13 protein-coding genes and 1 pseudogene are annotated in these 14,398 nt (G+C 70.8%); 4 read left to right on the top strand and 10 right to left on the bottom strand.

Going from position 1 to position 14,398, the window contains the following annotated elements; all coding sequences use genetic code 11:
- Position 1 precedes the first annotated feature (1 nt).
- From ACIDOCELLA78_RS89000 to ACIDOCELLA78_RS88985, 4 genes are all read left to right on the top strand, one after another.
- Positions 2 to 3,100 (top strand): DUF3971 domain-containing protein, encoded by a 3,099-nt coding sequence (locus ACIDOCELLA78_RS89000; RefSeq protein WP_201728699.1) that lies wholly within the window; start codon positions 2 to 4, stop codon positions 3,098 to 3,100.
- Between the two features lie 104 nt (positions 3,101 to 3,204).
- The gene (locus ACIDOCELLA78_RS88995) at positions 3,205 to 3,954 is read left to right on the top strand and encodes an electron transfer flavoprotein subunit beta/FixA family protein (protein ID WP_201728698.1); all 750 of its coding nucleotides are present in this window, start codon (positions 3,205 to 3,207) and stop codon (positions 3,952 to 3,954) included.
- A 2-nt stretch (positions 3,955 to 3,956) separates the two neighbouring features.
- Positions 3,957 to 4,892: an FAD-binding protein gene (locus ACIDOCELLA78_RS88990; protein WP_201728697.1), complete on the top strand. Its 936-nt coding sequence runs from the start codon at positions 3,957 to 3,959 to the stop codon at positions 4,890 to 4,892.
- Positions 4,893 to 5,100: 208 nt separating this feature from the next.
- A complete protein-coding gene (locus ACIDOCELLA78_RS88985) occupies positions 5,101 to 5,976 on the top strand; it encodes a 3-hydroxybutyryl-CoA dehydrogenase (RefSeq protein WP_201728696.1) in 876 nt (291 codons plus the stop codon).
- A 66-nt stretch (positions 5,977 to 6,042) separates the two neighbouring features.
- Here the strand turns inward: ACIDOCELLA78_RS88985 and ACIDOCELLA78_RS88980 are convergent, their stop codons facing one another.
- From ACIDOCELLA78_RS88980 to ACIDOCELLA78_RS88935, 10 genes and pseudogenes are all read right to left on the bottom strand, one after another.
- Complete coding sequence (locus tag ACIDOCELLA78_RS88980; protein ID WP_249675829.1) at positions 6,043 to 6,402, bottom strand: EamA family transporter; 360 nt, start codon at positions 6,400 to 6,402, stop codon at positions 6,043 to 6,045.
- A complete protein-coding gene (locus tag ACIDOCELLA78_RS88975) occupies positions 6,396 to 6,932 on the bottom strand; it encodes a DMT family transporter (RefSeq protein WP_249675827.1) in 537 nt (178 codons plus the stop codon). The genes ACIDOCELLA78_RS88980 and ACIDOCELLA78_RS88975 overlap by 7 nt, the downstream gene beginning before the upstream one ends.
- Before the next feature lie 46 nt (positions 6,933 to 6,978).
- Positions 6,979 to 7,563, bottom strand: coding sequence for a GNAT family N-acetyltransferase (locus ACIDOCELLA78_RS88970; RefSeq protein WP_249675844.1), 585 nt, complete (start codon positions 7,561 to 7,563; stop codon positions 6,979 to 6,981).
- A gap of 33 nt (positions 7,564 to 7,596) precedes the next feature.
- Positions 7,597 to 7,950 (bottom strand): annotated as a pseudogene (locus ACIDOCELLA78_RS88965) (acetate--CoA ligase family protein); the annotation flags it as partial.
- A complete protein-coding gene (locus ACIDOCELLA78_RS88960; RefSeq protein ID WP_283770834.1) occupies positions 7,950 to 9,536 on the bottom strand; it encodes an acetate--CoA ligase family protein in 1,587 nt (528 codons plus the stop codon). The pseudogene ACIDOCELLA78_RS88965 and the gene ACIDOCELLA78_RS88960, both read right to left, overlap by 1 nt.
- 168 nt (positions 9,537 to 9,704) lie before the next feature.
- Positions 9,705 to 10,049: a hypothetical protein gene (locus tag ACIDOCELLA78_RS88955; protein WP_201728695.1), complete on the bottom strand. Its 345-nt coding sequence runs from the start codon at positions 10,047 to 10,049 to the stop codon at positions 9,705 to 9,707.
- Entirely contained in the window at positions 10,031 to 10,528 is a 498-nt protein-coding gene (locus ACIDOCELLA78_RS88950; RefSeq protein WP_201728694.1) for a hypothetical protein, read from the bottom strand. Before ACIDOCELLA78_RS88950 ends, ACIDOCELLA78_RS88955 begins: the two co-directional genes overlap by 19 nt.
- A gap of 5 nt (positions 10,529 to 10,533) precedes the next feature.
- A complete protein-coding gene (locus ACIDOCELLA78_RS88945; protein WP_201728693.1) occupies positions 10,534 to 12,426 on the bottom strand; it encodes a potassium transporter Kup in 1,893 nt (630 codons plus the stop codon).
- A complete protein-coding gene (locus ACIDOCELLA78_RS88940; RefSeq protein ID WP_201728692.1) occupies positions 12,423 to 13,214 on the bottom strand; it encodes a (Fe-S)-binding protein in 792 nt (263 codons plus the stop codon). Before ACIDOCELLA78_RS88940 ends, ACIDOCELLA78_RS88945 begins: the two co-directional genes overlap by 4 nt.
- On the bottom strand, positions 13,211 to 14,398 hold the full coding sequence (locus ACIDOCELLA78_RS88935; RefSeq protein ID WP_249675824.1) for a murein transglycosylase A: 1,188 nt from the start codon (positions 14,396 to 14,398) through the stop codon (positions 13,211 to 13,213). Before ACIDOCELLA78_RS88935 ends, ACIDOCELLA78_RS88940 begins: the two co-directional genes overlap by 4 nt.

The raw sequence follows: 14,398 nt of genomic DNA, 5'->3' as shown, positions 1-14,398 counted from the left end.
GATGAGGCGGCGGCTGCGTCAAGCCGGGCGGGTCGCCGGGCATGTCGGCCATCACGGCGCGCGGCTGGCGGGCACGCTGGTGCTGGTTGTGCTGTTGCTGCTGGGGGTCGCGGCCTGGCGGCTCGGCCAGGGGCCGGTGGACCTGCCGCCGCTCGCCGCCCGGATCGGGGCGGCGGTGAGCGCCGCCGAGCCGGGACTGACCGTCACGGTGGGGCGCGCCGGGCTGGCCTGGGAAGGGTTCCGGCGCGGCGGCGCGCCGATCGACCTGCGCCTGGCCGACATTGTCATCCGCAACCGCTCGGGGGCGGTGACGGCGCGAATCTCGACGCTGCGGGTGCGGCTCGGCCTGGCCGCGCTCATTCGCGGCGCGATCGCGCCGGTCAGCATCGTCGCCCATCAACCCGCCATCGTGTTCCGCCCCGCCTTGCAGCCGGCGAGCGGGCTGGCGACGCCGCCGGTCGCGATCGGGGCGCTGCTGACCCTCATTTCGCAATCGCCGCGGACCGGCCGGCTCGATCTCGCCGATCTGCGGCGCATCCGCATCACCGGCGCGCATGTCGCCATCGAGGCGGCGGGCGCGTTGCCCGGGCTTGCGGCGAACGATGGCGCGCTGGTCTTCACCCGCCGAAAGGACGGGCGGATGAGCGGCACCGCGCGCGCCGATTTCCGCCATGGCGGCGAGACGATCCCGCTGGTTCTCACGATCGTCGGCGAGGCCGGCGCGGGGCGGGTGACGGCGCTGCTCGGGCCGTTCGATCCGGCGCGGCTGATCCTGCCCGGCAGCCCGTTCGCGGCGGTCGATCTGCCGGTGATGGTCGCGGCCTCGTGGCCGGTGGGGCGGTTCGGCACGCCGGAACTCGATCTCGGCGTGAGCGCTGGCGGCGGGAGCATCGCCGCGGGAACCGGGCAGGTGCCGCTCACCGGCCTGCAGGCCCACGCGGTAGCGACGCGGGACGAGGTGAATCTGCGCGGCGCGCGGATCGGTCTTGCCGGGGCGGGCGGCGCGGCGGGGCCGGTGGTGCGGCTGCACGGCCGCATCGCGCTGCGCGGCGCCCTGCCCGCCACGCTCGACGCGGCGATCGACCGCCTCGATGCCACCGACCTGCCGCGCGACTGGCCGCAGGGCGTGCTGGCGGATGCGCGGCGCTACGTCACCCGGCACATCACCGCCGGGGTGGCGCGGGATGGGCGGTTCCACGCCATGTTCGATCTCGCGACCGGCGCGCTCGCACCGGGGGCGGCAACCGGCAGCTTCGCCGCGCGCAATGTGCGGCTCGACTGGTTCCCCGGCGCGCCGCCGATGACGGGGCTGGCCGGAACGCTGCACTTCACCGCGGATGACGCGCTCGACATCGACGCGACGGCGGGCCGGCTCGGCGATCTCGCGCTGCGCGGGCACATGCGGATCACCACGCTCAGCCGGCACGACCAGACGGCGATCATCGACGCCCGTGCGGCCGGCGGGCTCGCCGATGCGCTGGCGCTGCTGCGCGCCCCGCCGCTCAGGCTGGCGGCGGGCAGGTTGCGGCTGGACAAGGCGAGCGGGCGGGTGTCGGCGCGGATCGAGGCGAAGGTGCCGCTGATCCGCCGGCTGGCCCTGGCCGATATCACGATCAGGGCAACGGCGGGGCTGGCGGCGCTGCATCTGCCGCTGCCCTTCGCCGGGCTCGCGCTCGAGGACGGCAGCGCGGCGCTGGAGGTCGATCCGCACCATCTGGCGCTGCATGGCAGCGGAAGCGTCGCGGCGACCGCGACGCGCTTCACCGCTTCCATGGCGCTGCCGGGCGGGCCGCTCACGCTGGTCGCGCAGGCGGACCCGACGCGGAAGGCGCTGGCGCGGCTCGGCATGCCGGTTGCGGCGTGGCGGGCGGGGGCGGCACCGCTCACCGTGACCTATCGCGACCGGGCGGGCGGCGGCGAGCTGGATATCGGCGCCGACCTGACCGGCACGACGCTCGCCGCGCCGGTCTTTGGCTGGCGCAAGGCGGCAGGGCAGCCCGGCCGGGCAACGCTGCGGATCGGGCTTGGCGGCGGCGCGTTCGGCGGGCTGGAATCGGCGCATCTGGAGGCGCCGGGCCTGCTGTTCGACGGGGTGCGGCAGGCCGGTGATCTGAGCATCGAGGCGGCGCGGCTCGGCGCGTTGCGGGGCAGCGGCACGCTGACGCCGCCGGCAGCGCCGGGCCGCCCGTGGCGGGTTTCGCTGGCCGGCGGAACGCTCGATCTCGCCGGGCTGGTCGCCCGCGCCCGCGCGCAGGCGGGCACCAGCGCAGCACCCACCAACCCCGCGCCGCGCCCCGCACCGCGCCCCGCATCGCCCGGCCCGGCCTGGCAGCTGCGCGCGCGGTTCGCCCATCTGCGCCTGCATGCCGCACCGGCGCCGCTGGCGGGGGCGATGGAGATCACCGCGACGGGAGCCGGCGCCCGCCTCGCCGGGTTGGAGGCGACACTGGCGCAGGCGCCGCGCAAGTCCGCGCGGCTGAATTACCGCAGCACCGGCGGGATGACGCGAATCCGCCTCGACGCGCCGGATGCCGGCGCGCTGCTCGCGGCGGCGGGCGTGACCGGCGGGGTGAGACGCGGCACGCTGACGCTGGACGCGACGCGGCAAAACGGGCTGACGAAAGGGCGCCTCGGCATTGGCGATTTCCGGCTGACCGAGGCGCCGGTGATCGCGAAGGTGCTGCAGGCGCTGACCATTTACGGCATGCCGGCGGCGACGTCCGGCCCCGGCCTTGCGTTCACGAGGCTGGTCGCGCCGTTCACGATGAAAGGCCAGGTGGTGTCGCTCGGCGGGGCGCGGGCATGGTCGCCCTCGCTCGGGTTCACCGCCACGGGCCGGATCGATCTCGGGCAGAAGCGCTACGACCTCTCAGGCACGATCGTGCCCGCCTATGCGCTGAACACCCTGCCCGGCCGGATTCCGCTGATCGGCCGGCTGTTCAGCCCGGAGAAGGGTGGCGGGCTGTTCGCCGCGCGCTACACCGTGGACGGGCCGTTCGGATCGCCACGGGTGATGGTCAACCCGGTCTCGGCGCTGGCGCCGGGATTCATTCGCGACCTGTTCGGCATCGGGCCGCCCGAGCCGAAATCAAAGCCTTGACGCAAACGGCAGGAAGCATCCGCAAAGATTGACTTGCCGAACGGCGCCCCATAGATCATCCAACAGAGGACAGCGACGCGAAACGCCAAACCTGTGGAGTGACCATGAAGCTGCTGGTGCCTGTGAAGCGTGTGGTTGATTACAATGTGAAGGTCCGGGTGAAATCGGATGGCAGCGGGGTCGAACTCGCGGGCGTGAAGATGTCGATGAACCCGTTCGACGAGATCGCGGTCGAGGAAGCGGTGCGGCTCAAGGAAAAGGGCATCGCCAGCGAAATTGTCGCGGTGTCGATGGGCGTGACGGCCTGCCAGGAGACGATCCGCACGGCGCTGGCGATGGGAGCCGACCGCGGCATCCTGGTCGAGACCGACGCCGAGTTGCAGCCGCTCGCGGTGGCGAAGATGCTCAAGGCGCTGGCCGCGCGCGAACAGACTGATCTCGTGATCATGGGCAAGCAGGCGATTGATGACGACATGAACGCCACCGGGCAGATGCTCGCCGCCCTGCTCGGCTGGCCGCAGGGCACCTTCGCGAGCAAGGTGGCGATCGCCGATGGCACGGTGACGGTGACGCGCGAGGTGGATGGCGGGCTGGAGACGGTCGCGCTCAAGCTGCCGGCGGTGGTCACGGCGGATCTGCGGCTCAACGAGCCGCGCTACGCCTCGCTGCCGAACATCATGAAGGCGCGCAAGAAGCCGATCGAGACGGTGAAGCCGGAGGATCTCGGCGTCGACCCGGCACCGCGGCTGACCACGCTGAACGTGGCCGAGCCGCCGCAGCGCAAGGCCGGGGTGAAGGTCGGCTCGGTGGCCGAACTCGTCGAGAAACTGCGCAACGAAGCGAAGGTGATCTGATCATGGCTGAGGTTCTGGTTCTCATCGAGCACGATGGCGCGCATGTGAAGCAGCCGGCGCGCAGCGCGGTTGCGGCGGCGGCGAAGCTCGGCACGGTGCATGCGCTGGTCGCCGGCGACGGCGTGGGTGGCGCGGCTGCGGAAGCGGCGGCGATCGCCGGGGTGGACAAGGTGCTTGTCGCCGACAGCCCGGCGCTGGCGCACGCGCTGGCCGAGCCGCTGGCCGAGCTGATCGTCAAGCTTGCCGGCAATTACACGCATGTTCTCGCCGCCTCGACCGCGACCGGCAAGAACGTGATGCCGCGCGCCGCCGCCCTGCTCGACGTGCAGCCGATCAGCGACATCGCCGGTGTGGTGGATGCCGATACTTTCGTCCGCCCGATCTATGCCGGCAACGCGATGGCGACGGTGAAATCCGCCGACGCCAGGAAGCTGATCACCGTGCGGGCGGCGAGTTTCGATCCGGCCCCGGCCGAAGGCGGGACGGCGGCGATCGAGACGATCGAGGCCGGGGTGGATGCCGGCGGTTCGAGCTTCGTCGGCGCCGAGCTTTCCAAGAGCGAGCGGCCGGAGCTGACGGCGGCGCGGATCGTGATTTCCGGCGGGCGCGGCATGCAGAACGGCGAGAATTTCGGCAAGCTGCTCGATCCGGTCGCCGACCGGCTGGGTGCTGCGGTCGGCGCCTCGCGCGCGGCGGTCGATGCCGGGTTCGTGCCGAACGATTACCAGGTGGGGCAGACCGGCAAGATCGTCGCGCCGGATCTCTATATGGCGGTCGGCATTTCCGGCGCGATCCAGCATCTCGCGGGGATGAAGGATTCCAAGGTGATCGTCGCGATCAACAAGGACGAGGACGCGCCGATCTTCCAGGTCGCCGATTACGGCCTGGTGGGCGACCTGTTCACCGTGCTGCCGGAGTTGCAGAAGGAACTCGGCTGAACGCGCGGGTTTGAACGACATCAAGGCGCCGGGCGGCCATGGAGCATCATCCGATCAGATGGAGTCATCTGATCGGATAAAGAGGCTTTATTTATCAACATCATGATTGATTTTCCTAGTGTCCACTTTCAATCTGAAATCCATCGGATTTCAGATTCAGGACACTAGCGGCTAGCCCGGCCTCTATTTCGATCGGAAGGAAATGCAGATGGAGATCAAGACACTCGGCGTGCTCGGCGCGGGCGCGATGGGCAACGGCATCGCGCATGTCGCCGCCCTTTCCGGGCTCGATGTCGTGCTCGTCGACACCGCGCAGGCGGTTCTGGACAAGAGCATGGCGACCATGCGCAAGAACCTGGAACGCCAGGTGCAGAAGGGCACGATCGATGCCGCCGCGGAGGCCGCCGCGCTCGCCCGCGTCTCGCCCATGACCACGCATGACGCCTTTGCCAAATGCGACATGGTGATCGAGGCGGTGCCGGAGCGCGAGGAGATCAAGCGCGCGGTCTATGCGCAGGTGATCCCGCATCTCGCGCCGCACGCGATCCTCGCCTCGAACACCTCGTCGATCTCGATCACCAGGCTCGGGCGCGCCTCGGGAATCGCGGAGCGGTTCGTCGGCATGCATTTCTTCAACCCGGTGCCGATGATGAAGCTCGTCGAGGTGATACGCGGGCTGGAGACGGCGGATGCGACGGTTGCCGCCGTCGAGGATCTGGCGAAGCGGATGGGCAAGATCACCATCGGCGCACAGGACATGCCGGGCTTCATCGTCAACCGCATCCTGGTGCCGATGCTCAACGAGGCCGTGTTCGCGCTGCATGAGGGGATCGGCGACGTGGTGTCGATCGACAACGGCATGAAGCTCGGCGCCGGGCACCCGATGGGGCCGCTGACGCTGTGCGACCTGGTCGGGCTCGATGTCGCGCTGGAGGTGATGCGCGTGCTGCATGCCGGGCTCGGCGAGGACAAGTATCGCCCCTGCCCGCTCTTGGTGAACTATGTCGAGGCCGGCTGGCTCGGCCGCAAGACCGGGCGCGGCTTCTACGATTATTCGACCAACCCGCCGACGCCGACGCGCTGAAGCGGAATCGTCACGGAAAACCCGGCGCCGCGCGGCGCCGGGTTTTTGCGCTTCAGAGGCGCTGCTTCAGGATTTCCACTGGCTGAGCACGACGCTGGCGATGATCAGCGCGCCGCCGAGCACCTGGGCCGGGGCGAAGATCTCGCCGAAGGCGGCGCCGACGAGCCCAGCCCAGACCGGCTCCAGCGTGTAGATCAGCGTGGCCCGGTTGGCCGGAATGCTGCGCTGCGCCCAGTTCTGCGCGACCAGGACGAAGGCGGTGGCGAGGCCCATGCCGGTCATCGCCGCGAAGGGAAAGGCGTGGGTGGTGAGCATGATGCCGCCGCGCACCGCCTCGACGGCGAGGGAGATCACGCTGACGGTGACAAGCTGGACGATGGCGATGCGGCGCGGATCGGCGGTGAGCGCGCTGTGGCCGATCAGCACGATTTCGAAGGCCGCCCCCAGCGCGCCGGCGAGGGTGAGCCACTGGCCGCGGTCGAAGGCGAGCGAGAGCCCCGTGACGCCGGAGACGAGGACGAGGCCGGCGAAGGCGAGCGCGAGGCCGGCAATCGCGAACAGGCCGGGCGGCGGCGGAAGATCAGGAATTCGAGCAGCGGGACCATCGGCACGTAGAGCGCGGTGAGAAACGCGGACTCGCCGCTCGCCACGGTGCGCAGCCCGTCCGCCTGCAGGCCATAGCCCAGGAACAGGACGAGACCGATGGTGACGCCGCCGGTGATCTCCCGCCGGGTGAAGCTCGCCGGATGCGGGCGGGTGACCAGCACGACGGCGAGCGCCGCGACGCCGAAGCGCCAGCCGACAAAGGCGTAAGGCCCGATATAGGGCAGCGACAGGCGGGTGAGCAGGAACGTCCAACCCCAGATGACGGTCACCGACAGCAGGACCAGGACCGGGGCGTTCGGACGCGACAGGAAGCCGGAAACCGGCGATGAGGGGCGGGCGATATCGCTCATGCGCCATCATCAACGCGATCGGCGCGCGCGCGGCAAGCCCGCCCGGTCAGACGAGGCGCAGCCTGGCTTCAACGACATCCTCCTCGCCCTGGATATGGGCGATCGAGAAGCCGAGATGGCGGATGAAGGCGAGCATCGGGTGGTTGTCGGCCAGGACCTGGCCGACGAAGTCGACCACGCCCTCGTCGCGCGCCCAGTCGATCAGGTCGCCCATCAGGACCGAGCCGAGGCCAACGCCCTTCGCGCCGCTCTCGACGAGGATGGCGAACTCGCCCTCGGTGCCGTCGGTATCGGAGCGGACCAGGCGGGCGACGCCGACCGTCTCGCCGGTCGAGGATTCGACCGCGATCAGGGCGAGTTCACGGCCGTAGTCGACCTCGGTGAGGCGGACCACCTGCTCGGGGGTGAGCTGGCGGACGGCGGAGAAGAAGCGGAAGCGGACATCCTCGGGCGTGAGGCGGGAGAACAGGCGCTGATGGGCGGCGGCGTCTTCCGGGCGGATCGGGCGGATCTGGAATCCCCTCCCCTTCAGCGTCAGCGCGTGGGCGAGATGGGCAGGATAGGGGGTGATCGGCAGTTTCGCGCGGCGTTCGCCGGGCGCGTGCAGGGTGATCCGCACATTGGCCGCCACCACCCCCGCGCCGGTGGCGAAAAGCGGATCGACCTCCAGGCGCTCGATTTCCGGCCAGTCGACCACGAGCTGGCTGATGCGGACCAGCGCGCCGGCGACGGCGGCGCGATCCGCCTCGTCGATGCCGCGGGCGGGGCGGAGCAGCGCGTTGCCGCCGGCGCGGCGGATCAGCCCCTCGGCGAGCTTCAGGTTGAGCGGCGGCAGATCGAAGGCGAGGCGCGAGGCGTCCGCCGCATCGCCGCCGCCGGGGCCGAAGCCGATGGTGGGACCGACGAAGGGCTGCTCGCCGACCAGGATGCGCAGTTCGCGCGCGCGGGGGAGCTGGCGCTGGACGAGGAAGCGCGCGCCCTCGGGGAAATCACCCCGGCGGCGCAGGCGGGCGGTGATCAGGGCGGCGGCGGCGCTGGCGGAGGCGGCATCCGGCAGGTCGAGCGAGACGCTGCCCTCGGGCGGCGCTGCGCGAGATCGGGGTGGGACACCTTCACCACCACCGGAAAGCCGATCGACGAGGCCGCCGCCGCCACATCCTCCGCCGCATCGACGATGCGGGTTTCGGCGGTCTCGATGCCGTAGGCACGCAGGATGGCGAAGCCGGCATCCTGCGGCAGGGCGATGCGGCCGCCATTGCGGGCGAGAGACAGGGCGGCGTGGACGGCGGCGCGGTCGGGGGCGACATCGAGCACGGCGGAGGGCGGCAGTTCGCGGGCGGCGGCGCGGATGGCGGCGTAACGGAGGAGGTCGCCAAACCCCTCTACCGCGCGTTCCGGCGTGGCGAAGGCGGCGACCCCGGCTTCGGCCAGGCGGCGGCGCTGCGGGGCGGCGGTGGTCTCGCCGAGCACGGCGGCCAGCAGCGGCGCCCTGATGCTGCCCGAACAGGCGATCAGCCCGGCGATCGCGGCATCGTCCGCCGGGCCGGACGGGGCGTGAATGACCAGCACGCCGCCCACCTCGGGGGAGGCGGCGAGCATGGCGGCGACATCGGCAAGGCGGGTGCCGGGCGCGTCCGGCAGGGCGATCGGGCCGGAGGCAGGCGGCATGTCGCCGAGCAGCAGGCCGAGAACCCGCCGGGTTTCGTCCGACAGCACGGCAAGCCCGATCCCGGCGGCGAGCGCCGTATCGGCGGCAAGGCGGCACGCGCCCTCGCTGTTGCCGAGAATGGCGAGGCGCTCGCCCTGGGCGGGGCGGGCGCGGGTAAGGGTTTCGGCGGCGGCGAGAAATTCGCCGAGGCTGGTGGTGAGCAGGACGCCGGCGCGGCGCAGCGCGGCCTCGAACCCGGCGAGCGCGATGCCGCTGGGATCGCCCAGCCGCGCGCCGGGGACGATGGCGACGATCGGGCGCAGGCGCGCCGCCGCGCGGGCGGCCGAGAGGAACAGCCGCGGATCGCGCAGCCCGGCGATTTCCATCAGGATCGGGCCGGTTCCAGGGTCGCGCGAGAGATGATCCAGCACCCGGCCGAAGCCGATATCCGCATTGCCGCCGATGCCGACGACATGGGAGAAGCCGATGCCGTTGGGCGCCGCCCAGTCGATCACCGCGCGGGCGAGCGCCGGAGACTGGCCGAGCAGCGCAACGCGGCCGGGCGGCGGCGGCATGTGGCTGCGCAGCGCGTTGAGCCGCGCGGCGGGTGCCGCGATGCCGAAGGAGCGCGGGCCGATGACCCGCACGCGGGCGGCGAGCGCCATCTCGCGCAGCCCTTCGACCGCGGCATAGACCACCGCCGCGCCGCGGACGCGGCCGGCGAGGCCGGCGATGACACCGGGAACCGCCTCCGGCGGATCGGCGACCAGGGCGAGATCGACACCCGCCTCATCCTCGCCGGGCCGGACGATGCGGCCGGGGAAGCCGCCCGCCACGAGCGAGTCGCCGAGGGCCTGGCCGACCGCTGTCTCCGCGCCCGAAAGCAGCACGGATTTCGGCGTGAACAGGGCTTCGGGATCGAAGCGGTTGACGATGGAATAGCCCAGCGGCTTCATCGCGTCTCCTTCGGCACGGGGGCCGGAAACAGGGCTGGCGCGCGCAAGGCACCCCGCGCGGCGCCGGCGCGACGTTCGGGATCGGCCGGGAGACTAGACCGATCCGCCGCCCGATGAAACCGCCCCTGCGGGCAGCGCCGGATCAGCCGATCGGATGGCGCGAGGCGCTCAGCTCGACGGGCCGATGATTTTCGGCGCCGGCAGGGCGGCGCCGCTGCCGACATAGGCCGGGTTGGCGTTGCGCACGCAGCTTGCGATCATGTCGCGGCGGGCGTGGATGCGGGCCAGGCGATCATAGGGCGCCGCGGCATCGGGCGTGCCCTGGAACGGGGTGGCGAACTGGTCGGTGCGGGAGAGATAGGCGTAGTCGTGCATCCGGTCATAGGCGTTCGCCTGCCGCGTGCAGGCGGCGATATCGGCCCGCTCGGCCGGCGAGGCGGGCGGCGGCGCGCCGAAGGTGCAGGCGGCGAGTGGCAGGCTCAACAAGGCCAGGGTCAGGATCGGGCGCGGCATGGCGATTGTTCCTCGGAGTGGCACGGCAGCAGTTGCGCGCGCAGGGCGTTCTCGTCGAGAGCGCCCGTGTCGGTCAAGCCGGTGCGGGCGGCCGCGCCGAGCAGCGCGCCGTCGAGCTCGGCGGCGCCGCGGTCGAGCCGTACGAAACGCGCCGCCCACCCTCCCTGCGCGAGCAGGGCGACGAGGCCGAGCAGCCGCAGGCAGACGGAGACGCCATGCGCCGTCGAGAGATCGGCAATGCGGTCGACCGAGGAGGCCCAGACCCTGGCGTCGCGATCGCGCAGCACGACATCGGGGCCGCCGGCGAAGCGGAAGCCGCGGCGCGGCCCCTCGGCGCCGGCGCGGGCGGCGCGGTGCGCCGCTTCCCAGGCCTGTTCGAGATCGCGCTTCTGCACGCGCGGCAGCCGTGTCGGCGGCAGCGGCACGAGATGCAGCTCGGTGCCGTCGGCGGCGACGGCGCGGGGAATGGCGGGGGCCATGTCCCTCAGATGGCGATCCGCACGCCGAGTTCCACGACGCGGTCGGACGGGATCTTGAAGAATTCGGTGGCCGAGATCGCGTTGCGCAGCATGAACAGGAAGATCGCGCGGCGGATGAAGCCGAGCTTGGGGACGGTGGCGGCGACGATGGTTTCGCGGCCGAGGAAATAGCTGATCTGCATCGGGCTGAAGGGCAGGCCCCGCTCGCGCAGCAGGTCGAGCGCGCGGGGGATGTTGGGGCTTTCCATGAACCCGAAGGAGAGCAGCACGCGATAGACCCCCTCGGAGAGTTCCTCGATCTTGGCGCGCCGCGCATCGCCCACGAAGGGAACGCCGGGATTGCGCACGGTCACGAACACCACGGTTTCGTGCAGCACCTTGTTATGCTTGAGGTTATGCAGCAGCGACGACGGCGTGTATTCGGGATTGCCGGTCAGGAAGACCGCGACGCCGGGAACCCGGACGATGCGCGATTGCGGCAGCCGGCCGAGAAAGGAGGCGAGCGGCAGGCTGTCCTGCTGCCAGCGCTGGTGCAGCAGGGCGCGGCCGCGGCGCCAGGTGGTCATGATGGTGATGAGGCTGAAGCCGATGGCCAGCGGCACCCAGCCGCCCTCGAACACTTTCAGCACGTTGGAGCTGAAGAAGGCGAAATCGACCAGCCCGATCGCGCCGAAGACCAGCACGGTGCGGCGGAGCGGCCAGTTGAAGTGGCGGAAATAAACGAAGGCGGCCAGCGCGTTCGTCGACAGGAAGGTGCCGGTGACGGCGATGCCGTAGGCCGAGGCCAGCGCGGCGGAGGAGCGGAAGCCGAGCACCAGCAGCACGACGATGACGAGCAGGAAGCTGTTGACCGGCGGGACATAGATCTGCCCCTGCTCGGTCTCGTTGGTGTAGCGGATCGGCATGCGCGGGAGCAGGCCGAGCTGGGTGCTCTGCCGGGCAACCGAATAGGCGCCGGAGATCACGGCTTGACTGGCGATCACTGTCGCGACGGTCGCCAATATGACCATCGGCACCACCAGAGCATGCGGCAGCAGAAAGAAGAACGGGTTGCTCGCGGCGTGCGGTTCGCGGATGACGAGCGCTCCCTGGCCGAAATAGTTGAGCAGAAGGCAGGGCAGGACGAAGAACAGCCAGGACACGCGGATCGGCTTCGCGCCGAAATGCCCCATGTCGGCGTAGAGGGCTTCCGCGCCCGTCACCGCAAGGACGACCGAGCCGAGCGCAACGAAGGCGAGAAGATCGTGCCGCATGATGAACGCGGCGCCGTAGACAGGAACCAGCGCGCGCAAAACATTCGGGTGAATGAAGATCTGGTGAAGACCAAGCGCGCCGATCACCACGAACCAGATCACCATGATCGGGCCGAACGCTCCGCCCACCCGCGCCGTGCCGAACCGCTGGACGAAAAACAGCACAAGAATGACCGCGATGGCGATCGGAAGCACGAATTCCTTGAGCCCCGGGGAAACCACCTCCATGCCCTCGACGGCGGAAAGCACCGAGATGGCCGGGGTGATTGTCGCATCGCCGAAGAACAGGCCGGCACCGCAGATGCCGATGATGCCGATGATCCATTTCGTCCGGCCGGATTGGGTGACGCGCTGGGCGAGCGCCATCAGCGAGAGCGTGCCGCCCTCACCCTCGTTGTCGGCGCGCATGATCAGCAGGACATATTTGATGGTGACGGTTATGACCAACGCCCAGAAGATGAGCGAGAGCAGACCGAGGACGTCGGATTCCTGAAGTTTGTTGCCCGGGAAATATGATAGCGAGGCCTGCACCGCGTAGAGCGGCGAGGTGCCGATATCGCCATAGACGACACCGAGCACGCCGATCAGGCCGGCGAGACGGAGCTTCTCGCCGGGAGAGCCGTGCGGCGCGGCGGTTTCGCTCAAGCGGCGCTCCCGTCCCGGCCGCGACCGATCGGCGGCACCTCGCCGGTCATGCCGGCGAGCACCTCGGCGACATGGCGCACGGCGACGGGCTTGCCCTCGCGGGTCAGCCGGCCGGCCATGTTCAGCAGGCAGCCGAGATCGCCGGCGAGCAGCAGGTCCGCACCGGTGGAGGCGATATCGGCCGTCTTGTCGGAGACCATGCGGGCCGAGATGTCGGGGTGCTTGACGCAGAACGTGCCGCCGAAGCCGCAGCAGACCTCGGGCGTGTCCATCTCGACGAGTTCAAGTCCCTCGACGCGGGAGAGCAGCGCGCGCGGCTGCTCCTTGACGCCGAGTTCGCGCAGACCGGCGCAGGAATCGTGATAGGTGGCGCGCTGGGGAAGGGCGACATCGAGGCCGGAGAAGCCCATCACGTCGACCAGGAAGCTGGTGAGTTCGAAGGTTTTCGCCGCGATGGCGTCGGCCCTGAAGCGCAGGTCGGGGTCAGCCTCGAACAGGCCGGGCATGTGCTTGCGAAGCATGCCGGCGCAGGAGCCGGAGGGGGCGACGACATAGTCGTAGCCGGCGAGCGCGGTGAGCAGGCCCTCGGCCAGGGCGCGGGCGGTTTCATGATCGCCCGAATTGTAGGCGGGCTGGCCGCAGCAGGTCTGCGCCCGTGGCACCTCGACCGTGCAGCCGGCCGCCTCGAGCAGGCGGATGGCGGCGAAGCCGACGCTCGGCCGGTAGAGATCGGCGAGGCAGGTGACGAACAGGGCGACGCGCGGGCGCGCCGCGGCGGCTTCACTCATGAGGACGCTCCCTTGGCGGATGACGATGTGGCGGCCTGCCGGGGCAGGAAGACGAAGATGCGGCCGGTTTCGGCCTCGGCGCTCGCCCGCGCCGCGGCCTCGCTGCCGAGACCGAAGAAGACTTGCAGCGCCGAGGTGCCGTGGGCGCCGACATCGACATCCTGCGCCGTGGTCAGGCGCGCGAGGGTCTTGGTGGCGATAAAGACGGGCGCGCCGAGCGGGATCGTCTTCGCGTCGACCGCGGCCGAGCCTTGCGGTGCCAGCGGCACGCCCAGCGCGCCCGGCGTGCCGAGACCATCCGGCACGCCGCTTATGCGCTTGAAGAACACGTAGTTCTTGTTGGCGTCCATCAATCCGCGCGCGGCGGTGGGATGGGCGAGCAGCCAGGCGCGGATCGAGGCGATCGAGACCTGGTCCGGCTTGAGATATCCCTTCTCGACCATCAGCTTGCCGATCGGCGTGTAGACGCGGCCATTGGTGCCGTCGAACCCGAGATCGATCAGCGTGCCATCGGGCAGGCGCAGCCGGGCCGCGCCCTGGAGCTGGATCATGTAGGCATCCACCGGATTCTTCACCCAGGCCACGACCTTGGCAAGGCGGCGAATCGCGCCGCCCTCGATCTCGGCGCGGCTGTAATAGGGAACCATGGTGCCGTAACGCAGCCGGCCGACGATGCGCCGCTTGCCCGTCGTGTCGCGGAAGGCGGCGAGATTGGCGTCGACCAGGTCGCGCGGGCGGGCATAGATCGGCACGACATAGCCGCGTTCGCGGATTTCCGAACCGGGATAGACCGGCTCGTAATAGCCGGTGACGCGGGTGGCGCCTGTGGCGGCATAGGGCACGAGCCAGGTCTGGAAGAAGCTCTGCGCCGCCGCCGCGTCATCCGGCGGCACCGACTTGGCGGCGGCGCAGGCGTCGCGCCAGTCACCGGCCTTGCCGCCGAGCGTGTCGGCGAGGCCGGCGCCGCCCAGCGCCTGGTCGACCGGCATGACCGAGATCACCTTGCAGGAACGCTGGAACGCCGGCAGGCCGGCGACAGCTTCATCCACGTTCCAGCCCGGCAGCGCGCTGTAGGCGACACGGGACAGGCCCCCGGCGGCGGTATCGGGTCCGCCGGGGCGCGGCAGGGCGCAACCGGCGAGCAGGAGGAGGGCGGCGAGGCACGCCGGGGCATGACGCGACAT

The organism is Acidocella sp. C78 (assembly GCF_907164655.1).
Note: the sequence above shows the minus strand (reverse complement) of the source record. Positions and strands in the feature narration are given on the sequence as shown.

Coding starts and splice junctions, on each gene's coding strand:
- ACIDOCELLA78_RS89000 (WP_201728699.1), top strand. CDS start 2: ATGAGGCGGCGGCTGCGTCAAGCCGGGCGGGTCGCCGGGCATGTCGGC.
- ACIDOCELLA78_RS88995 (WP_201728698.1), top strand. CDS start 3,205: ATGAAGCTGCTGGTGCCTGTGAAGCGTGTGGTTGATTACAATGTGAAG.
- ACIDOCELLA78_RS88990 (WP_201728697.1), top strand. CDS start 3,957: ATGGCTGAGGTTCTGGTTCTCATCGAGCACGATGGCGCGCATGTGAAG.
- ACIDOCELLA78_RS88985 (WP_201728696.1), top strand. CDS start 5,101: ATGGAGATCAAGACACTCGGCGTGCTCGGCGCGGGCGCGATGGGCAAC.
- ACIDOCELLA78_RS88975 (WP_249675827.1), bottom strand. CDS start 6,932: ATGAGCGATATCGCCCGCCCCTCATCGCCGGTTTCCGGCTTCCTGTCG.
- ACIDOCELLA78_RS88960 (WP_283770834.1), bottom strand. CDS start 9,536: ATGAAGCCGCTGGGCTATTCCATCGTCAACCGCTTCGATCCCGAAGCC.
- ACIDOCELLA78_RS88955 (WP_201728695.1), bottom strand. CDS start 10,049: ATGCCGCGCCCGATCCTGACCCTGGCCTTGTTGAGCCTGCCACTCGCC.
- ACIDOCELLA78_RS88950 (WP_201728694.1), bottom strand. CDS start 10,528: ATGGCCCCCGCCATTCCCCGCGCCGTCGCCGCCGACGGCACCGAGCTG.
- ACIDOCELLA78_RS88940 (WP_201728692.1), bottom strand. CDS start 13,214: ATGAGTGAAGCCGCCGCGGCGCGCCCGCGCGTCGCCCTGTTCGTCACC.
- ACIDOCELLA78_RS88935 (WP_249675824.1), bottom strand. CDS start 14,398: ATGTCGCGTCATGCCCCGGCGTGCCTCGCCGCCCTCCTCCTGCTCGCC.